This is a genomic window from Rhodococcus sp. GQ147 (assembly GCF_059759155.1).
The window spans coordinates 158,718-177,384 of the sequence record NZ_JCAXDU010000008.1 but is presented as its reverse complement, the minus strand read 5'-3'; the positions used below and the strand labels follow the sequence as shown (position 1 = coordinate 177,384).

The 18,667-nt window shown below is 68.3% G+C and carries 18 protein-coding genes; 9 read left to right on the top strand and 9 right to left on the bottom strand.

All coding sequences use genetic code 11. The features are described from left to right. Positions 1-42: 42 nt before the first annotated feature. The 4 genes from AC6CID_RS11940 to AC6CID_RS11925 are packed head-to-tail and all read left to right on the top strand — an operon-like array spanning position 43 to position 3,841. Complete coding sequence (locus AC6CID_RS11940) at positions 43-1,863, top strand: N-acyl-D-amino-acid deacylase family protein (RefSeq protein WP_039585090.1); 1,821 nt, start codon at positions 43-45, stop codon at positions 1,861-1,863. Beyond that, positions 1,860-2,501 carry a TetR/AcrR family transcriptional regulator gene (locus tag AC6CID_RS11935; RefSeq protein WP_220666564.1) on the top strand — a complete coding sequence of 214 codons (642 nt, stop codon included), beginning with the start codon at positions 1,860-1,862 and terminating at the stop codon, positions 2,499-2,501. Before AC6CID_RS11940 ends, AC6CID_RS11935 begins: the two co-directional genes overlap by 4 nt. After that, positions 2,491-3,363: an alpha/beta fold hydrolase gene (locus AC6CID_RS11930; RefSeq protein ID WP_019290848.1), complete on the top strand. Its 873-nt coding sequence runs from the start codon at positions 2,491-2,493 to the stop codon at positions 3,361-3,363. Before AC6CID_RS11935 ends, AC6CID_RS11930 begins: the two co-directional genes overlap by 11 nt. Before the next feature lie 4 nt (positions 3,364-3,367). Then, a complete protein-coding gene (locus AC6CID_RS11925) occupies positions 3,368-3,841 on the top strand; it encodes a nitroreductase family deazaflavin-dependent oxidoreductase (protein ID WP_039585025.1) in 474 nt (157 codons plus the stop codon). A gap of 7 nt (positions 3,842-3,848) precedes the next feature. Here AC6CID_RS11925 and AC6CID_RS11920 read toward each other — a convergent pair whose 3' ends face one another. From AC6CID_RS11920 to AC6CID_RS11895, 6 genes are all read right to left on the bottom strand, one after another. Then, complete coding sequence (locus tag AC6CID_RS11920) at positions 3,849-4,619, bottom strand: ABC transporter permease (protein ID WP_202399481.1); 771 nt, start codon at positions 4,617-4,619, stop codon at positions 3,849-3,851. Between the two features lie 47 nt (positions 4,620-4,666). Further along, entirely contained in the window at positions 4,667-5,839 is a 1,173-nt protein-coding gene (locus AC6CID_RS11915; protein WP_006553698.1) for an ABC transporter substrate-binding protein, read from the bottom strand. Further along, the gene (locus AC6CID_RS11910) at positions 5,836-6,576 is read right to left on the bottom strand and encodes an ABC transporter ATP-binding protein (protein WP_039585024.1); all 741 of its coding nucleotides are present in this window, start codon (positions 6,574-6,576) and stop codon (positions 5,836-5,838) included. Before AC6CID_RS11910 ends, AC6CID_RS11915 begins: the two co-directional genes overlap by 4 nt. Continuing rightward, positions 6,552-7,601: an acyl-CoA dehydrogenase family protein gene (locus AC6CID_RS11905; RefSeq protein ID WP_006553696.1), complete on the bottom strand. Its 1,050-nt coding sequence runs from the start codon at positions 7,599-7,601 to the stop codon at positions 6,552-6,554. The genes AC6CID_RS11910 and AC6CID_RS11905 overlap by 25 nt, the downstream gene beginning before the upstream one ends. A gap of 7 nt (positions 7,602-7,608) precedes the next feature. Next, positions 7,609-8,124: a DUF4242 domain-containing protein gene (locus AC6CID_RS11900; protein ID WP_016694511.1), complete on the bottom strand. Its 516-nt coding sequence runs from the start codon at positions 8,122-8,124 to the stop codon at positions 7,609-7,611. Positions 8,125-8,238: 114 nt separating this feature from the next. Next, on the bottom strand, positions 8,239-8,289 hold the full coding sequence (locus AC6CID_RS11895; protein WP_367880875.1) for a hypothetical protein: 51 nt from the start codon (positions 8,287-8,289) through the stop codon (positions 8,239-8,241). Positions 8,290-8,385: 96 nt separating this feature from the next. Between AC6CID_RS11895 and AC6CID_RS11890 the strand changes: the two genes are divergently transcribed. Beyond that, the gene (locus AC6CID_RS11890; protein ID WP_498353991.1) at positions 8,386-9,021 is read left to right on the top strand and encodes a TetR/AcrR family transcriptional regulator; all 636 of its coding nucleotides are present in this window, start codon (positions 8,386-8,388) and stop codon (positions 9,019-9,021) included. A 26-nt stretch (positions 9,022-9,047) separates the two neighbouring features. Here the strand turns inward: AC6CID_RS11890 and AC6CID_RS11885 are convergent, their stop codons facing one another. Further along, positions 9,048-10,166 (bottom strand): energy-coupling factor ABC transporter permease, encoded by a 1,119-nt coding sequence (locus AC6CID_RS11885; protein WP_220666567.1) that lies wholly within the window; start codon positions 10,164-10,166, stop codon positions 9,048-9,050. A gap of 134 nt (positions 10,167-10,300) precedes the next feature. On the opposite strand from AC6CID_RS11885, the gene AC6CID_RS11880 reads away from it, so the two are divergent. Both AC6CID_RS11880 and AC6CID_RS11875 read left to right on the top strand, forming a co-directional pair. Continuing rightward, the gene (locus AC6CID_RS11880; RefSeq protein WP_033096324.1) at positions 10,301-11,527 is read left to right on the top strand and encodes an acyl-CoA dehydrogenase family protein; all 1,227 of its coding nucleotides are present in this window, start codon (positions 10,301-10,303) and stop codon (positions 11,525-11,527) included. 328 nt (positions 11,528-11,855) lie between these two features. After that, positions 11,856-12,446: a hypothetical protein gene (locus AC6CID_RS11875; protein WP_041803855.1), complete on the top strand. Its 591-nt coding sequence runs from the start codon at positions 11,856-11,858 to the stop codon at positions 12,444-12,446. A gap of 16 nt (positions 12,447-12,462) precedes the next feature. On the opposite strand, the gene AC6CID_RS11870 is transcribed toward AC6CID_RS11875, so the two are convergent. Further along, positions 12,463-13,275, bottom strand: a complete 813-nt coding sequence (locus tag AC6CID_RS11870) for an alpha/beta fold hydrolase (RefSeq protein ID WP_064060499.1) — start codon at positions 13,273-13,275, stop codon at positions 12,463-12,465. A gap of 22 nt (positions 13,276-13,297) precedes the next feature. After that, positions 13,298-14,833, bottom strand: coding sequence for an ABC-F family ATP-binding cassette domain-containing protein (locus tag AC6CID_RS11865; RefSeq protein ID WP_039585018.1), 1,536 nt, complete (start codon positions 14,831-14,833; stop codon positions 13,298-13,300). 193 nt (positions 14,834-15,026) lie between these two features. Between AC6CID_RS11865 and AC6CID_RS11860 the strand changes: the two genes are divergently transcribed. Then, the gene (locus tag AC6CID_RS11860) at positions 15,027-16,796 is read left to right on the top strand and encodes a penicillin-binding transpeptidase domain-containing protein (RefSeq protein ID WP_064060500.1); all 1,770 of its coding nucleotides are present in this window, start codon (positions 15,027-15,029) and stop codon (positions 16,794-16,796) included. A gap of 78 nt (positions 16,797-16,874) precedes the next feature. After that, a complete protein-coding gene (locus AC6CID_RS11855; protein ID WP_072740553.1) occupies positions 16,875-18,554 on the top strand; it encodes an NTF2-like N-terminal transpeptidase domain-containing protein in 1,680 nt (559 codons plus the stop codon). Positions 18,555-18,667 lie beyond the last annotated feature (113 nt).

The window sequence follows — 18,667 nt, the reverse complement described above, 5'->3', positions numbered from 1 at the left end:
ATTTAGAGAGTGCGCGGCCTCTTTTTCGTGTACCCTCGCGCCATGAGTGGTGTGGATCACAATTATGGGGATTTCGACGTCATCGTCCGAGGTGGTCTCTGGTTCGACGGGACGGGCGCACCCGGCGTCGTCCGCAACCTCGGTATCCGCGACGGAGTCGTCGTCACCGCGACCTCCGACGACCTTCCTGCCGGCCCGAACACCGAGGTCGTCGACGCGCACGGCCGCTGGGTGATGCCGGGCTTCGTCGACACCCACACCCACTACGACGCCGAAGTGCTCGTGGGTCCGGGTCTGTCCGAGTCGGTGCGGCACGGCGTCACGACCGTGCTCATGGGCAACTGCTCGATCTCGACGGTCTTCGTGCCGCCGGTCGACGCTGCCGACCTGTTCAGTCGCGTCGAAGCACTCCCGCGCGAGCACGTCCTCTCAGCCCTCGAGAAGTCCAAGACGTGGAGCACGCCCCGCGAATACATCGAGGCGCTGAACAAGCTTCCGCTCGGCCCGAACGTGACGGCCTTCGTGGGACATTCGGACGTCCGCGCGTCGGTGATGGGGCTCGGACGCTCTACCGAGTCGGCGAACCGACCGACCCGGGCCGAACTCGCCGAGATCGACGCCCGCATCGAGGACGCCCTCGACGCGGGCTTCCTCGGCGTGTCGACGATGACGAACCCGTGGGACAAGATGGACGGCGACCGCTATCGCTCGCGCACCCTGCCGTCGACCCACGCGTCGTGGTCGGAATTCCGCCGCCTGCACAAGATCCTGCGCCGACGCGGTCGCACCCTGCAGGCCGTGCCGAACCTCAACACCAAGTACGACGTCGTGTTCTTCGCCCTCGCCGGCACGGGCATCGGGCGCAAGCCGATGAAGACGTCGGTGCTCGCAGCGGCCGACACGAAGGCCGAACGGTGGGTCAACCGCATCTTCGGTCCGATTGCATTCGCGGCCAACCGGATCGGCAAGGGTGCCTTCCGCTGGCAACACCTGCCCACGACCTTCGAGGTGTACTCCGACGGCATCGACCTCGTCGTCTTCGAGGAGTTCGGATCAGGCCGTGCCGCACTGCATCTGCAGGACGAACTCGTCCGCAACGACCTGCTGCGCGACGAGGCCTACCGCCGCTGGTTCCGGCAGGACTTCGAGAAGAAGTTCTCACCGCGCGTGTGGCACCGCGATTTCGACGACACCCGGATCGTCGAATGTCCCGACGCCTCGCTCGTCGGCCGGTCGATCGGCGACGTCGCGCGCGAGAGGAAGCTGCATCCTGTCGACACCTTCCTCGACCTCGTCGTCGAGTACGGCAGGAAGTTCCGGTGGCACACCGTGATCGCCAACGACCGAAGCAAGGTCGCCGACCGGCTCATCCGCACGCCCGGCGTCACCGTCGGGTTCTCGGACGCCGGCGCCCACCTGCGGAACATGGCCTTCTACAACTTCGCGATCTGCCTGCTCCGCCGCGTCCACGACGCCGAGAAGGCGGGCAGGCCGTTCCTCCCGCTGCCCGAAGCCGTCCACAAGCTCACCGGCGAACTCGGCGACTTCTACGGAATCGACGCCGGCCACCTGCGGGTGGGCGACCGCGCCGACTTCGTCGTCGTCGATCCTGCCGGACTGAACGCCGACGTCGATGCCTATCACGAGTCGCCGCTCGAGGAGTTCGGCGGAATCCGCCGCATGGTCAACCGCAATGACCGCGCGGTGACGGCGACGGCGGTCGCCGGCCGGGTGGTCTTCCGCGACGGCGAGTTCGTGCCCGGTTACGGACATACCGTCGGCACCGGCCGGTTCCTGCGCGCCGGGGTGGAGGAGCGCGGACCCGCGCCGATGCGCATCTCGGCGGGTGAGCCCGTCGCGTGAGTGCATCCGTAGTACGCCGTACCCAGCAGGAGCGCAGGGAGGAGACGATCGGCCGCATCCTCGACGCGACCATCACTGCCCTCGCCGAGCTCGGTTGTACCGGGACCACGATCGGTGAGGTGTGCCGGCGTTCGGGGGTGTCGTCGGGTGGGGTGTTCCGGCACTTCCCCACGCGACTCGACCTGATGATCGCGGCGGCCGACGCCGTCCGGGAACGCCAGTTCGCGAACTTCGAAGCGGGTCTCGCGGCGCTCGGTGACGAGCACGCGGACATCTCCGAGTCGCTGCGGGTGTGCCTCGAACTGCTGCGCACCGCCTGTCGGGCCCCGATGAACGCAGCCTGGTACGAACTGCTCGGCGCGGCGCGCACCGACCCGGCGTTGCGGGAGCATCTAACGCCGATGGCCGAGCGCTACCACGCCCAGATCGTCGATCTCGGCAGGTCGCTGCCTGTCGCGGCACGGTTCCCGGCCGACGTCTTCGACACCCTCCTGCTGTCGCTCGTGCACATGTTCGACGGCGAAGCGCTGGCGTCGACGGTGCATCCGCAGCCGGAACTCGAGGTGCGACGGATCGAACTGATGGCCCGGATGTTGGCGCTCGTCACATCTGACATAAGTTCGAATAATGAGCAATAGTGGATCTGCTCCTCAGTGGTTCGTCGACGCCCTGGCCACACCCGTCGAGACCGGGAAGGTCGAGGCAGCCGGTGCGACCATCGCCTACCGGGCGTGGGGCGAATCCGGTCTGCCGGGCATCGTGCTGGTCCACGGCGGCATGGCGCATTCGGGGTGGTGGGACCACATCGGCCCGCAGCTTGCCGCCGGACGTCGTGTCGTCGCGCTCGATCTGAGCGGTCACGGCGACAGTGACCACCGCGAGCACTACACCCTGGAAGCGTGGTCCGCGGAGGTCGTCGCTGCGGCCCGCGCCGGCGGTATCAGCGGTCCACCGGTCCTCATCGGTCACAGCATGGGCGGGATCGTCTCGTTCGCCGCCTCACATCTCCACGGCGACGAACTCGCCGGTGTGGTGATCATCGATTCGCCGATCCGCGACATGACGCCCGAGGAACTCGAGATGCGCGCGAAGGCCGTCGCGAACGCCGGACCGCCGAAGGTGTACGCCGCGGCGGAGGACGCCGTCGCCCGATTCCGCCTCGTGCCGCCGCAGGACGACGCCGAACCCTACGTGCTCGAGCACATCGCCCGCGGATCGCTGAAGCAGGTCGACGGCGGCTGGTCGTGGAAATTCGACAATCTCCGCATGGGACGTGAGGGGCGCCGTAGCCTCGAGGCGATGAGTCCGGGATGCGCCGTCGCCTACTTCCGCTGCGAACGCGGCATCATCGACGACGCGCTCTACGGGCGGATGGTCGACAATCTGGGTCCTGATGCGTTGTTGATCGATCTTCCGGCCTCGGGCCACCATCCGATGATCGATCAGCCGCTGGCCGTCGTCGCCGCCGCCCGGACGCTGCTGGCAGCCTGGGGGAGATGACCGCATGAATCCGCTCCGACCGGTCGCCGTCCGTATCGGAGCGTTGCCGTGGTTGCCGCGGTATTCACAGCCGATCATCGCGGTGGACAAGACCATCCAACGGGCCACGCGCGGCAAGGTCACCCTGCTCGCGATCGCGGGACTGCCCTCGCTCGTGCTCACCGTGAAGGGCCGCAAGAGCGGGGTGCCGCGGTCCACACCGCTGCTGTGTGTGCCGCACGACGGGGGATGGCTCGTGGTGGGGTCGAACTGGGGACACCCGAAAGCCCCGTCCTGGGCGATCAACCTGCGCGCGGCCGACCAGGCGCAGGTGCTGTACGACGGGCACGAGCACGCGGTGTCGGTGCGGATCGCGGAGGGCGACGAACGCGCGCGGCTGTGGCAGGTGCTGCTGCAGACGTGGCCGAACTACGCGCTGTACGCGAAGCGCACCGACCGGGTGCTCCCCGTCTTCGTACTGACGCCGCTCGAGTCCTGATCGCAGGTCAGAGCGGGCGGTCGGCTTCCTCGACGCTCACCGGCCTCCGCCGTTCGCGCAGCAGGTGCCGCGCCGCCCAGTCGAGCCAGAACCCGAGGAAACCGATCACGACGATCACGGCCATGACCTGGTCGTAGGCGAGCTGGTCGCGGGCGTTGAGGATCTGGTAGCCGAGACCGGACCGCACGCCGAGCATCTCGGCGGGGACGAGCACGACCCACGCGATACCGAGACCGACCCGCAGACCGGTCTGCACCTGCGCGCGGATGGCCGGCAGGACGACGGTGGTGAGCAGTTCGAGTCGCGTCGCACCGAACGAGCGGGCCACCATCAGATAGCCCTGGTCGATGCCGTGCACACCGGCCGCCGTGTTGATGACGATCGGCCAGATCGCGGCGGCGGCGATGAGGAAGAAGACGGGCTGGTGGCCGATGCCGAACAACGCCACGGCGATCGGCGCCCACGACAGCGGCGAGATCATCCGCAGGAACTGCATGATGGGCATCGTCGCGCGCTCGACCAACGGGTTGAGTCCGATCAGCAACCCGAGCGGGATGCCGAGCGTCGCGGCGATCAGCAGACCCACCAGCAACCGCCACAGGCTCGCGAGCGTGTCGGGCAGCAGGACGCCGCGTGCGAACAGGTCGACGATCGCCGGGAAGACGTACTGCGGGGCGAAGTCCCGCACGAGCGAATCCGGCGCGACGAGCACCGTCGTCACCAGCCACCACAAGGCGATCGCGATGACGATGGCGACGGCCTGGGGGACGAGGGGCAGCTGCCGGACGGTGCGGGCCGTCTCCGGCGCCGTGCCGGTCGGGGCGCTCACGAAGGATCGACCTCCTCTGTGCGGGTGAGATCGGCGGGAAGGCCGAAGGCATCGGTGCCGTCGACGCGGGTGAGGGATGTGCGGACGAAGCGGTCGTCGACGAGGTCGTCGTGCACCGTCGCAGGGTCGAGACGAGAGAGGAACCGTGTGTCGCCGTCGACGACGGTGTCGTGCATCGCCTCGATCAGTGCCGCGGTGAAGGTCGGGAAGGGGAACGGCTGGTACCCGATGCGTTGCGGCTGCCACTGCGGGTGCATCGTGCCGGCCTCGCGGTCGGGATAGGTGAGGGCCTTCGTGATCGCGGGCAACGGCTGCGGAAGGTATCCGGCGGACAACATCGCGGCCGCGGCCTGACGGTCGGCGCCGATCTGCAACTGGGCGGAGACCACCGAGTCGGTGAGGGACTGTACGGCGACGGGGTCGCGTTCGATCAGGTCCTCGTGCACGAGCAGGGCGCAGCACGCGTGGTCGCGCCACACATCACCGAGGAAACGGTGGATCCGCCCCACCCCGCGGACCTCCGCGGCGGCGTTGAACGGATCGGCGACGGTGAACGCGGCGATCGAGCCGTTCGCCAGGGCCGGGATCATGTCGGACGGACCCATCACGACGAGGCCCACGGTACGGGCGGACTTCGACGGCGCCTCCCGCACGACCGGTGTCAGTCCGTGCGCCCGCAACAGCTGTTGCAGAGCAATGTTGTGGATCGACCACCAGAACGGGATCGCCACCGTCTGGCCTGCGAGATCGCTCAGGTCGGTGATGTGCGGGGCGACCGTCAGCGCCGAGCCGTTGGTGTGGTTCCAGCCGAGGATCCGCACGGAACTACCCAGGCTGTACCGCAACTGGACCGCCATGGGCATGAGCAGGTGCACGACGTCGACGCGCCGGCTGATGAAGGCTTCGGCGAGCGACGCCCAACTGCGGAAGAGCACCGGCTTCGCGGAATCGACGACGCCGGAGGGATACAGGCTCGACCCGTGCGCGACGAGCAGCGGCGCGGCGTCGGTGATCGGCAGGTAGCCGATGCGCAGTTGCCCCGTGCGATTGGCGCGGTCGGTGGTCGCGGTGCGCGCGAGGTCGATCGTGCCGGCAATACCCCCGGCTGCCGCGAGGCCGAGCGCACCGCGCATGAGGGTGCGACGGCTGAACAGACCCGGATCGGTCATGTCGCGGACAGCGACGAATCGCGGTAGTGCGCCAGGATGGCCGGACGCAGCGCGTCGCGGTCGAGCGCCGACATGCCGCCGAGCGCCCATTCCTGCTGCACCACACCCGAACTCCCGAACAGTGCGATGCGGTCGGCGAGTTCGAGCGCCTCGTCGATGTCGTGGGTGACGAGGACCGTCGTGAAACCGAGATCGCGCGCGAGTTCGCCGAGCCACGACCGCAAATCGGAGCGGGTGGCCGGGTCGAGGGCGCTGAACGGTTCGTCGAGCAGCAGCAGTCGCGGACGCACCGCGACGGCGCGGATGACGGCGATGCGCTGGGCCTGACCACCGGACAGCTGGTCGGGGTAGTAGCCGGCGAGCGCGGAGAGGCCGAAACGCTCGAGGAGCGAATCGGCGTAGGCGGTGTCGAACCGCTCGCGGTGCGCGGCGAACCGTCCACCGAAGGCGATGTTCTCGCGCACGGTGAGCCACGGCATCAGGAAGGGCTGCTGGAAGACCATCCCGGTGTGCGGACGGTTGTCGCCCTCGGTGTCGGGCCAGTCGACGGAACCGCGATCGAGGTGATCGAGACCCGCGACGATCCGCAGCAGCGTCGACTTGCCGCTACCGCTGCTGCCGAGCACCACGAGGAACTCGCCGGTCGCGATATCCAGATCCACCCCCTGGAGAACCGGGCTACGACGACCGGCGAAACTCTTGTATCCGTTCGCTATTCGTACTGCGACAGTTCCCACCGCAGCTGTCCTTCCGACGGCGATTGAATGGGCAGGAAGGCCGCCTCACGGAATCGGCGGTTGGTGGCGCTGGCCGTCGCGTATCCGGCACCGCCGCGCAGTGTCGCTTCGAGGCGGGTCGCGGCGACGGCGACGACCGAACCGTCGAGACGCAGGCGGATGAACTCCGCAGGAGCGATCGAGGTGGGATCGGTGGCGAAGCGGTACAGCCGTTCGCGCAGTGACTCGTACTGCGCCGAAAGCTCTTCGTACTCACCGGTGAACTGCTCGCCCAGTCCGTGCAGACGGCCGACGGCCTCAGTGAGCGATGCGCGTGCCATGCCGACGCAGAACGAGGTCTGCAGCATCATGAAGGTGGGCCGGATCGAACCGCAGAAGTTTGCGAGATCCTCGGTGAGGATGTGCGACTGCGGAATCCGCACACCATCGAGCTTCAGCGAGGTCGACGACGTGGCGCCGAGCGCGAGCAGTTCGGGTGAATCCGCGATGGTGATGCCCTCGGCGTCGGCGCGGACGACGGCGACGAGGCGGTCACCGTCGGCGGTGCGGGCCGGGAAGACGATCACCGAGTCGGGAAAGACGTTGGACGCCCAGTGGATCGGGCCGGTGACGGTGATGCCGTCGTCCGTTCGTTCGGCGACGAGGGGGAGCTCGCCGAGACCGGCAAGATGCTTGAGCGCCGCGGCCATGGCGGTGACGCCGATCGTGCGGCCGGACGCGAGGTCGTCCCGGTAACGATCGCGCAGGAACTGCGGTGCGCGATCGATGTATTCGAGCGCCATGCGCTGCGCCCACAGCGAGAAGCCGACGGTGAGCGATTCGGCGGCGACCTCGTCGATGACCGCGACCATCTCGGAGAGACACTCCCCGCTCAGCCCCTTGCGGAGCAGGCCGAGCTCGCCTGTACGGGCGATGTCGGTGCGGATGTCGGTTTCTCCGCGATCGAGAGCAGCTGCGCGATCGCGTACGAACTCTGCGATCGCCGCGCGCTGTTCCTCGCTCGTCCGGTCAATGGCCGCGGTCATCGGATGCTTATCCTTCGAGGGAGTGGAGACGGTCGATGGGCGTGCTGACGACCTCGCGGGCGCGCACGACGGCGGCCTCGTCGGGGGCGTTGTAGAAGCACAGGCACTTGTCCATGTCCTCGCGGACGTAGGTGCGCAGGAAGCTCACCTCGGGGACGTCGGCGTACTTCGGTGAATTCGCCTTCTTGCGCGCGAGGTAGGTCTCCATGTCGATGGTGTCGGGGATGTCCCACTCGACGAGGTAACCGGCCTCGGGGCGGGTGGCCTTGATCTGGTCGAGCTCGGCGCCGACCAGACGGACCTCGTTCGGGCCGACGATCTCGGCGACATCGAGGGAGGCCGACTCGAGCTGGGCGGGGCGGCAGGCGTCGAACTCGGCGATCGCGAAGACGCGCGTGCCGCCAGTGGTGACCTGCGATTCGATCAGTTCGCCGCCGGCGGCGACGACAGCATCGTCGAAGGCCTTGATGGCAGCTTCGGCCTGGCCCTCGGTGGGGACGAGTTCGTAGAGATACAGCGACATGGGGTCACCTTCCGGGAAAGCGGGTTGGAACTGTGACCGGTCCGGGCACGGCGGGGCGCCGTTTCGTCTTCGGACGGGGCGACTACGGCATGCGGCGCACGCAGACGAGGCCGGTCAGAGAGAGGAGCGACAACACGCAGCAGTCGACACCCGCACGAGATCCACGTGCAGGCGGCGAGTCAGAAGGCTGTGTGTCACGTGCTCCACCGTACTGTGAATAGAACGGTCTGTCTATCGCGCCCTGTCCGTTACTCTGGGTACGTGCGTACGTTCGTCGAGAGTGAATCGATCGGCACTCCGAAGGGCACGGCCGGTCCGAAGGGGAAAGCCGAGCGATCGCCGTCCAAGCCCTCACCCTCCACACGTCTGCTCGACACCGCGAGCACGCTCTTCGCCGAGCACGGCATCCGTGCGGTGGGCATCGACCGCATCCTCGCCGAGGCCGGCGTCGCCCGCGCGAGCCTCTACTCGTCGTACGGGTCGAAGGATGCACTGGTGCTCGCCTATCTGGAGGATCTCGACCAGCGCGACCGGCAGCGGTGGCACGCCGCCGCCGAACCGCTCGACGATCCGATCGCGAAGATCCTCACCTTCTTCGATCTCGCGATGCAGTCGGCGCCGAAGAAGAACTTCCGGGGATGCCAGTACGCCAACGCCGCGACGGAATTCCCCCAGGAGCCTCTCGAACCGGTGCTCGCGCACCGGGAATGGCTGAATTCGACGCTCGTCGACCTGCTGAATCTCGCCGGGGCGACCGAATCCGAGGTGGTGGCCGGGAGCGTGCAACTGATCTACGACGGTGCCTTGTCCGGCAGCAAGTTCGAGCACTCCGTCGAACCGATCCGGCTCGGCCGCGACATGGCTGCAGCGATCATCGAGACGCATCTCCCCCGCTGACCCGGGGTCCGCGTCGACCCGTGGACTCAGCCTGCCGAGTTGCTCCGCTGCTGTGTGCGGCGCTCCGTGGTCGCGGAGATTGCCGGCCGCGGCACGAGAGCGCGGAAACACACGCTGGCCAGGACGAAGGTGCCGAGCGTCCCCAGCACCGCGGCCACACCCGTCGAACCGGGACGGTCGTCGATGGTGTAGTCGGCCAGTGCGCTGTCGGCGAGCCGATGTTCCTCGACGTCCCGTGCCATGCAGTCGCCTGTGAGATCCTCGGCGAGCGAGTCGATCTCGCAGCCGCGTGAGGTGGCGACCTCGAGAGCGCCGGGGGTGTCGACGGCGAGCGGCGCGAGGATCCCCGCGACGACGAGCGAGGTGAACGCCAGGCCGATGAACAGCGTCCCGCGAGCGCGCGGACGCGGAGGCGGGGGCGGCGAGGCGGTCGCGTCGAGAGGATTGACCGGAAGCCGGGTGAGATGGACGGATTCCGGGGAGATCCGCGCAACGGCGAGCACGACGGCGGCCGTCACCAGCCCTTCGACAACCCCGACCGGAACGTGGGTCGCATACAGGAATCCGATGTTCGACACCGGCACCGTGGAGGTGCCACCGAGTGCGTATTCGACGACGAAACCCGTCACCGCCGCGAGGACCGAGACGAACCCTGCGACGAACGAGACCAGACCGAGCATGACGAACCGCCGCACCCCGTGGTGTTCGCACAGTGCGCGCAGCGCCGTCGCGGCGAGGAAACCGGCGGCGATGGCGACGAGCACCATGTTCGTGACGTTGGCGCCCAGTGCCGACAGGCCGCCGTCGGCGAAGACGAAGGCCTGCACCACGAGGACGATCGTCAATGCGACCGCACCCACGAACGGGCCGAGCAGGATCGCCGCGAGCGCGCCGCCCACGACGTGGCCGCTCACGTCCGGCAGCACCGGAACGTCGACCACCTGCAGGGCGAACAACAGGGCGCAGACCACCGCCGCAGTAGGCACCGACCTCTTGCTCAGGTCGCTGCGTGCGTACCAGGCGGCGATGCTGACCCCGATCACGGCGATGACGAAGAACCACGCGGACGCGCGGTCGGCGATCAGGCCGTCGCCCATGTGCAGGGCGAGGACGTCCGTGCCGGCGAACCCACTCGTATCGACCATCTCCGATGTCCCTCCCACCGACGGAGTGCTCTGCGGCGAAGGCTAGTACCGGCATCGGGGGAGGCGGAGCGTTTTCGAGAGCTCGGCGGGACGGGAGCCTGGGCAAAAAGTGAAACCCGTTCTATATTTGCGTCATGTACGAGTGGTCCGACACAGACCTCATGTTCCGCGATGCGCTTCGCGGTTTCATCGAGAAGGAAATCCGCCCGCACGTCGACAGTCTCGAATCGGGAGAACTGCCGCCGTACGACATCATCCGGAAGTTGTACGCGACTTTCGGCATCGACGAGATGGCCCGTGAGTCGCTCGAACGCGCCCTCGCGAAAGAGGAACGCGGAGAGAAGCCTTCGGGGTCGTCCGGTGGTACCGGCGGGTCGCCGGGGATGGCGGCGTTGCTCAATATCGAGATCGCCGGGGTGAGCCTCGGGCTCATCGCCTCGCTGGGCGTCAGCCTGGGCCTGACCGCGGGCACGATCCGCAGCCGCGGCACCCTCGCGCAGAAGAAGCGATGGCTGCCCGAGTTGGTGACCTTCGAGAAGGTCGGAGCGTGGGCGATCACCGAACCCGATTCGGGTTCGGACGCCTTCGGCGGGATGAAGACGACGGTGCGCCGCGACGGGGAGGACTACGTCCTCAACGGCCAGAAGACCTTCATCACCAACGGTCCGTACGCCGACGTGATCATCGTGTACGCGAAGCTCGACGAGGGCGACTCCTCGGTGGATCGCCGCGACCGCAAGGTGCTCGCATTCGTGCTGGACAAGGGCATGGAAGGGCTCACCCAGAGCCCGCCCTTCAAGAAGATGGGCATGAACTCCTCGCCGACGGGCGAGCTGTTCTTCGATAACGTGCGCCTGACCCGCGACCGGCTGCTGGGTGAGACCGAGGACGGCGGTCGCAGCGACGGCAAGGACAGCGCGCGCGAATCCTTCGCCACCGAACGTATCGGCATCGCCTATCTGGCCCTGGGCATCATCGAGCAGTGTCTGAAGCTGTGCACCGAGTACGCGAAGTCGCGGAAGCTGTGGGGCAAGGAGATCGCACAGTTCCAGTTGATCCAGCTCAAGCTCGCCGAGATGGAGATCGCGCGGGTGAACGTCCGCAACATGGTCTTCAGCGCGATCGAACGCACGCAGGCGGGGAAGCCGGTGAGCCTGTCGGAGGCGTCGGCGATGAAGCTGTACTCGTCGCGGGCTGCGACCGAGGTGGCGATGGAGGCCGTGCAGCTGTTCGGAGGAAACGGATACATGGCCGAATATCGCGTCGAACAACTTGCGCGTGATGCGAAATCGTTGATGATCTACGCCGGTAGTAACGAAATTCAAGTAACACATATCGCGAAGGGATTGCTCGCACAGTAAGCCCTGAATACGACCGCTCGAAATTAGCAAAAAGGACAATTTTCGGAGGGGGGATGACAATTCCCCCACTGTGTCGACTATTGTTCGCCATGAGAAAAGTTATGCCGGTCGCCGACGAGGGGAGCGACCGGTCCGGAGGGGAGTCCGAGCGGAAATCGGGGGAGCGATGTACGCGGAACGAAGGGACGGCGAAAAGCCGTCGGTCACGACGGACGGCAGGAGCGCTCGCGCAGAGCGCACCCGGCAGGCCGTCATAGAGGCTCATATCGCGCTCATCAGGGCGGGAGAGCTCAAACCCACAGGGGCGCAGATCGCCTCGCGGGCCGGGGTGTCCCTGCGATCGTTGTGGGGACACTTCGGCGACCTCGAGACATTGTTCGCCGTCACCGGCGCCGAGCTGATGCGGCGCCAGGTCGACGCCTACGAGCCGATCGATCCGTCGCTGCCGCTCGAGGAGCGGATCGACGCCTACTGCAGGCAGCGGGCGGAGATGCTCGAATACATCGCGCCGTTCGCACGGTCGTCCGAGATCCGGGTGCCGTTCTCGCGCGAGTTGCAGCGCAACCGCGTGCGTTATCTCGACCGGGCGCGATACGAGATCGGGGCGTTGTTCTCCGACCAGTTCGAGGGCGTCGACGGCACCGTCCGCACCCACATCGAGAACCTGCTGGGTGTGTCGACGACCTGGCCCACCTGGGTGTCGCTGCGGGACGTACTGCGTTTGCCGGTGCCCGAAGCCGTCGAGGTCATGAAGCGGTCGGTGTCGGCGCTGCTCGCGGAGGCATCCGGAGCCGGCCGGCAGCAGGCGGTGGCCCGTGTTGCGCAGGAGAAGGCCGCGGTCGCACCGCACCGGAGGGCGCAGCAGTCCCGGCCGGTGCCGGCGATGACACCGCGGGAACAGGTCGTCGTCCCGGCCTGAGCGCCCGGCCTGAGCATCAGAGCGTGTCGGTCGGTTTCCGACCGGCGCGTGCCGAGAGAAAGGTCTCGACCGCAGGCAGCGCGGCCGAGACCGTCTCGGCATGGTCCACCCCGCGCAGGATCGCGAGTCGCGCACCGGGGACGGTGCGCGACAACGCGCGGGTGTCCTCCACGCGCAGGCGATCGTCCGACCCGACGACGGCGAGCACGGGCACGTCGATGTCGGCGAGCATCTCGTCGTCGATCCCCGGTTCCCGATCCGACCGGCGGAAATAGGCGGCGAGAGCCTGCGCGTCGTTCTTCAGGAAGGCCGAGCGCGTCGCGGGATCGACCGGCGTGCGACGCCGCTCCTCCCAGGCACGGACGAAACCGTCCATGCCCTCGCGCTCGAGCACGTCGACGGTGCCGGGGAAGAACATCGCGTCCATCGATCCCGCCTGGGGGCGTGCGCTCCCGCCGAGCAGCGTCAGACTCGACAGTCTGTCCGGAGCGTCGACGGCGAGCGCGAGTCCCGCACGGGCGCCGAACGAATAGCCGACGTAGTGCACCCGGTCGACCCCGGCCGCATCCAGGACGGCCAGCAGGTCCCCGACGATCGCGTCCATCGCGTAGGCGTCCTCGTCGTGAGGGGTGTCGCTGCGGCCGTGCCCACGCAGGTCGGGCATGACCAGCCGGAAATCCCCGCTGAGTGCCTTCACGTAGCCGAAGGCCCGCCACACCGCCGACGACAGGGCACTGCCGTGGACCAGCAGCACGACCGGTGCCCCCTCGGGACCTGCCGTGGTGAACCGGATCCGGGTGCCGTCGGCGGGATTCGTCGCGTGGCTCATCCCAGCAGTATCGCCGAACGGCTCACCGCCCGAGCTCGACCGACCGATCCACCTCCACCTCCTCCAGGAATCGTTCGTCGTGCGAGACCACCACGAGCGCACCGCTGTAGGCACGCAGGGCCTGGGTCAAGTGCGCGAGACCGGCCAGGTCGAGGTTGTTGGTGGGCTCGTCCAGCAGCAACAACTGCGGAGCGGGATCGGCCGCGAGCACGATCGCGAGCGCGGCCCGCAGTCGTTCCCCACCCGACAGTGCCCCCACGGCGACCTCGGCGTGCCGGCCGCGGAACAGGAAGCGCGCCAGACGTGCCCGCACCTGCTGCGGAGTCAGGTGCGGCGCACGATCCTCGGCGTTCTCCGCGACCGAACGATCGTCGTCGAAGATGTCGAGCCGCTGCGGGAGCAACGCGAAGGGAACGTGGGGTTCCGCCTCGACGATGCGGTGCAGCAGGGTCGTCTTCCCCGACCCGTTGGGGCCGCGCAGCGCGATCCGTTCCGGCCCGACGATCTCGAGCGGTGCGTCCGCCACACGCCGGCCGGGTGGAACCGCGGTTCCGGGCAGGTCGATGCGGATCTCCGGATCGTCGCGCACGGCGTCCTTCGCGCGATCGAGGTTCTCCCGTGCAGTGGTCAGATCCTCCTCGTGCTCACGGCGGAATCGCCCGGCGGATTCCTGCGCCTGCCGTTTGCGCGCGCCCATGACGATCTTGGGTTCGCGCTTCTGCTCGTACATCTTCTGCCCGTAGCGTTGCCGCCGGGCGAGCGTGACGTGCGCCGCCGCCAATTCGCGTGCCTGGCGCCGCACGTCGTTACGGGCGTCCCGCACTGCGGCCCGTGCCGCCTCCTGCTCCTCCGCGACGATCCGTTCGTACTCGCCGAATCCGCCGCCGAACAGGCGCAGAGCCCCGTTGCGCAGTTCGGCGATCGAGTCCATGCGGTCGAGCAGTTCCCGGTCGTGCCCGGCGACGAGCACCGTGCCGGGGAACCGGTCGAGCGCATCCTGCAGGCGCGCACGTCCGTCGGCGTCGAGATTGTTCGTCGGCTCGTCGAGCAACAGCGCGTCCGGCTCGTCGAGCAGGCGTGCGGTGAAGGCGAGCAGCACCGTCTCCCCGCCGGAGAGCTGACCGACGGTGCGGTCGAAATCCCCGACGTCGTGCAGGATCCGGTCGAGGCCGACGCGATGCATGAGCGCAAGAGCGCGGTCCTCGATGTCCCACCGATCGGCTACGACCTCGAAGTCCCGATCGTCGAACGATCCTGATTCGATGCGGCGCAGGGACTTTCGGATATCTCCGATGCCGAGGACGGAATCGACCGGCACCGTCGGATCGAGGGTCACGTCCTGAGGGAGGTAGGCGACCCGTCCCCGCACCGTCGACGAACCGGAGGTCGGGCGGAGTTCACCCGCGATCAACCGGAGCAGGGTGGTCTTCCCGCTTCCGTTGCGTCCCACCAGGCCGATCCGCCCCGCCGGGACGACGGCGTCGAGATCCTGCACGGCGACGGTGCCGTCCGGATGGGCGTAGGAGAGTGCGGACAGCGTGATACCGGATGAAGACATGATGGCTCCCGAAGGGTGAGGGTCGATTGCGCGAGTGCGCGGGGGACGGGACCTCTCACAGGAGCAACGGACTTCTCCGATCGACGGGTACGGGATGCGAACACCATGGTGAGCCCGCACCGTCCGGGATGCAACCGAATATTTCACCCCGACTCCTACCTGCGATAACAGGCACGGGCTCGAAAGTGCAGGCATGATCGGGACCGTGTGGATCCGACTGATCGGTATGGGAGTCGCGACAGTCACGGTGCTGTCGCTGTCGGCGTGTGCCCTCGGCCCCGATCAGCCCGAGACGATCGCGGAGGAGTTCGCTGCCGCTCTCGACGCCGGCGACGTCTCCGGAGCGGCAGCGCTGACCACCGATCCGGTAGCCGCGGAGTCCGCGATCGATGTCCTCTTCGCCGGCCTCGGCCACGACGACCCGACCGTGAGTGTCGCGGGGACGGGCGACGGCGACACCTTCGACCTCGACGTGACGTGGAACTTCGGGGAGGGCCGCGACTGGTCGTACCGCACCACCGGCAGCGCGACGGAGGACCCCGAGGCCGACGCGTGGCGGGTCCGCTGGGACCCCACGGTGCTGTCACCGGAACTGGCGGGCGGCGCGTCGCTGGAGTATCTGACCACCGTCGGCGCCCCGCCGACGATCTTCGACCGGGCCGGGCGGCCGCTCATGGGGGAGCAGGTCGTCACCGTCGTGAACCTGGATGCCACCGCCGATCCCGCCGCGGTCGCTCCCGTGCTGGCCACGGTCGTCCCGACGATCACGGCGGAGAGTCTCGCCGAGCAGGTCGCGGTGGCCGCCGGCGGCGCTGCGGGAGTGATCACACTGCGTGAGGAGGACCTCGCACCGATCGAGGATCGCCTCGCCGCGCTGCCCGGCGTGACGCTCGTGCCGCAGACCCGTCTGCTCACCACCGAGCGCGACCTCGCCTCGCCCGTGTGGTCCGGCCTCGCCGAACTGTGGCAGGAGGGGCAGGACGCCTCGGCCGGCTGGGTGATCCGGCGGGTCGCGGCGGACGGCACGACGAGCCAGGTCGCCGGCGAAGCCGGACCGGAGGCACCCGACCTGACCAGCACGATCGACCTCGACCTGCAGCGACGGGCCGAGGAGGTCCTCGCGGGTTTCGACACGCCCGCGGTGATCGTCGGGATCGAACCCTCGACGGGCGCGATCCGCACGATGGCCCAGAACGACGCGGCCGACGCCGAGGGGCCGATCGCCGCGACCGGCCTCTATCCGCCGGGGTCGACGTTCAAGGTGGTGACGACGGCGGCGGCGCTCGATGCCGGGCTCGCCGAACCCGACACCGTGCTGCCGTGCCCGGGCATCGCCTCGGTCGGCTCACGAACGATCCCGAACGACGAGAACTTCGATCTCGGCCCCGTGCCGCTGCACACCGCGTTCGCGTTCTCGTGCAATACGACCATGGGGCAGCTCGCTCTGGACCTGCCGCCCGACGCCCTGCGCGCCACCGCGGAACGCTTCGGTCTCGGCATCGATTACGTCACGCCCGGTCTCGTCACGGTCACGGGTAACGTGCCGGTCGCAGACACCGATGCTGCCCGCGTGGAGGCAGCGATCGGACAGGGTCGGGTGACGGCGTCGCCTTTCGGGATGGCGCTGGTCGCAGCCTCGGCGGCGAACGGCCGCACGCCGGTTCCGACGATCGTGGAGGGGCAGCCGGCGACCGCGGATCGGGAGGCCGAACCGATGCCCGAGAACGTGCTGACGGCACTGCGAGAGATGATGCGCGAGACTGTGATCGAGGGTACAGCCGGCACGTTGCGCGACATTCCCGATCTGACGGGGAAGACGGGGACGGCGGAGTACGGTGACAACGTCGGGGCGCACGGCTGGTTTATCGGATCACAGGATAATCTTGCCTTTGCGGTGTTCGTGTCGGGGGCGGACGGCTCCGCCCCTGCCGTCGAGGCGGCGGGTCGATGGCTGAGGGGGTAGGACGCGTGGCGCAATTGTGATGTGTTCGTGCACAACGCGTGCTGGTATCTCGTGTGACTGAAGTGAAGGTTGTTACATATGAGATTTCGTGATTGGCGGGGGAAGCGGGGGCGCATCGTCGCGCTGACCGTGTGCCTCGTCGTGGCTGTCGTCGCTCTGACGACGGTTGTGTTCTCGGATTCTCGAAGCGAGGCGCAACGCCTCGTCGACGACTTCGTTGCCGCCCTCGACGATCGTGATGCGGGCGCAGCGGCGGCCCTGACCTCCTACCCGAACGCGGCGGAGGAAACGATCTCGCAGATGTACGACGGTCTGTCCGACGGCACCGTCGACTACGACGTCACCCAGCTGGTCGAACTCAACGACGACTCGGGATACTTCACGCTCTCCGCCGGCTGGAATTTCGGTGAGGGCAAGGACTGGTCGTATCAGGTCACCGGTTCGGTGCGGAAGCTCGCCGTCGGCTGGCGTGTGTCCTGGGACCCGGAGGTCGTCGTCCCCGACCTGTCCGGCGGACGCACCGTCCACCACGTGCGCACCGACGCCGCGCCGCCGAAGATCTTCGACCGCACGGGCCGCCTCCTCATGGAGGAACAGACCATCAACGCCGTGGTGCTCGACCCGGCGGCGATGCCCGACCCCGTCGACACCACCACTCGTCTCGCGGCGGTTCTCGAGCCGGTCGCACCCGTCATCACCGCCCAGCTGATGCAGGAGCGGATGGCGGAGAACCCCGGAAACCGGATCACCGCGGTCAAGCTCCGCGACCAGGACTACCAGTTCCTCGAGGGCGGCATCGTGTCGATCCCCGGGGTCGAGGTGCTCACGACACCCACCCTGATCAGCGCCGATCGGCGGATCTCCACGCCGCTGCTCGACTCGCTGCGCTCGGCCTGGCAGCTCGAACGCGACCGGACGGCAGGCTGGGCGGTCACCCTCGAGGATCCCGAGGAGGGCCCGATCCAGGTGGCGGGCTTCCAGGGCCCGCCGCCTCCGGACCTGCAGGCGACCGTCGACTCCCAGGTGCAGCTCGCCGCGAAGGAAGCGGTCGTCACCGCAGGTACCCCGGCCGCGGTGGTCGCCATCCAGCCCTCGACCGGTGGCATCCTCGCCGCCGACGTCAACAACTGGGCCATGGAACTCGGTCCCGTCATCACCCACGGTCTCTACCCGGCCGGCGGCGTTCTCGATCCGGTCCGGCTCGCGGCCGGCCTCGAGCGCGGCGTCGATCCGAACGACGTGGGATCCGATGACGTCGCCTCGACCGCCCGTCGCCTCGGCCTCGGCGTCGACTACGACGTGCCGGGCTTCGAGTTCGAGACCTCGCAGATCGGGCACAACCGCTCCGGAGTTGTCCAGTTCGCCGGATCGGATTCCGACGAGAACCTGATCACGCCGCTCGGCGCCGCGGTGCTGGCCGCCTCGGTCGCACGGGGCAGCGTCGCTGCCCCGACGATCGTGCAGGGCCAGGAGACGGTCGTCCACGACGCCCCCGAGGCGCTGCCCGGTTCTGTGATCGACGCCCTGCGCGGCATGATGATCGACAACGTGCAGAACGGTCCGGCGTCCTTCCTCCGCGGACACGCCGGTCTCGCGGGTATCGCCGCGGCGAGCGGTGAGGACCGCTGGTTCTTCGGCTACACCGGCGGCGACCTGGCCTTCGCGGTCTTCGTCGCCGATGCCGACGGCGGCGACCGCGCGATCAAGATGGCCGACACCTTCCTGCGCAAGCTCGGAGAACCCCTGCTCGGGGAGTGATCGGCCGGAGGCCGGTCCATGGTGCGCTGATCGGCCGGAGGCCGGTCCATGGTGCGCTGATCGGCCGGAGGCCGGTCCATGGTGCGCTGATCCGCCGGAGGCCGGTCCGCGGC

What these genes read in the sequence shown, in the direction of transcription:
- AC6CID_RS11915 (WP_006553698.1), bottom strand. Translation starts at nt 5,839, where the DNA reads ATGACCGATCCGGGTCTGTTCAGCCGTCGCACCCTCATGCGCGGTGCG.
- AC6CID_RS11870 (WP_064060499.1), bottom strand. Translation starts at nt 13,275, where the DNA reads ATGAGCCACGCGACGAATCCCGCCGACGGCACCCGGATCCGGTTCACC.
- AC6CID_RS11900 (WP_016694511.1), bottom strand. Translation starts at nt 8,124, where the DNA reads ATGTCGCTGTATCTCTACGAACTCGTCCCCACCGAGGGCCAGGCCGAA.
- AC6CID_RS11885 (WP_220666567.1), bottom strand. Translation starts at nt 10,166, where the DNA reads ATGGTCGATACGAGTGGGTTCGCCGGCACGGACGTCCTCGCCCTGCAC.
- AC6CID_RS11905 (WP_006553696.1), bottom strand. Translation starts at nt 7,601, where the DNA reads ATGACCGCGGCCATTGACCGGACGAGCGAGGAACAGCGCGCGGCGATC.
- AC6CID_RS11860 (WP_064060500.1), top strand. Translation starts at nt 15,027, where the DNA reads ATGATCGGGACCGTGTGGATCCGACTGATCGGTATGGGAGTCGCGACA.
- AC6CID_RS11855 (WP_072740553.1), top strand. Translation starts at nt 16,875, where the DNA reads ATGAGATTTCGTGATTGGCGGGGGAAGCGGGGGCGCATCGTCGCGCTG.
- AC6CID_RS11925 (WP_039585025.1), top strand. Translation starts at nt 3,368, where the DNA reads ATGAATCCGCTCCGACCGGTCGCCGTCCGTATCGGAGCGTTGCCGTGG.
- AC6CID_RS11930 (WP_019290848.1), top strand. Translation starts at nt 2,491, where the DNA reads ATGAGCAATAGTGGATCTGCTCCTCAGTGGTTCGTCGACGCCCTGGCC.
- AC6CID_RS11940 (WP_039585090.1), top strand. Translation starts at nt 43, where the DNA reads ATGAGTGGTGTGGATCACAATTATGGGGATTTCGACGTCATCGTCCGA.
- AC6CID_RS11865 (WP_039585018.1), bottom strand. Translation starts at nt 14,833, where the DNA reads ATGTCTTCATCCGGTATCACGCTGTCCGCACTCTCCTACGCCCATCCG.
- AC6CID_RS11880 (WP_033096324.1), top strand. Translation starts at nt 10,301, where the DNA reads ATGTACGAGTGGTCCGACACAGACCTCATGTTCCGCGATGCGCTTCGC.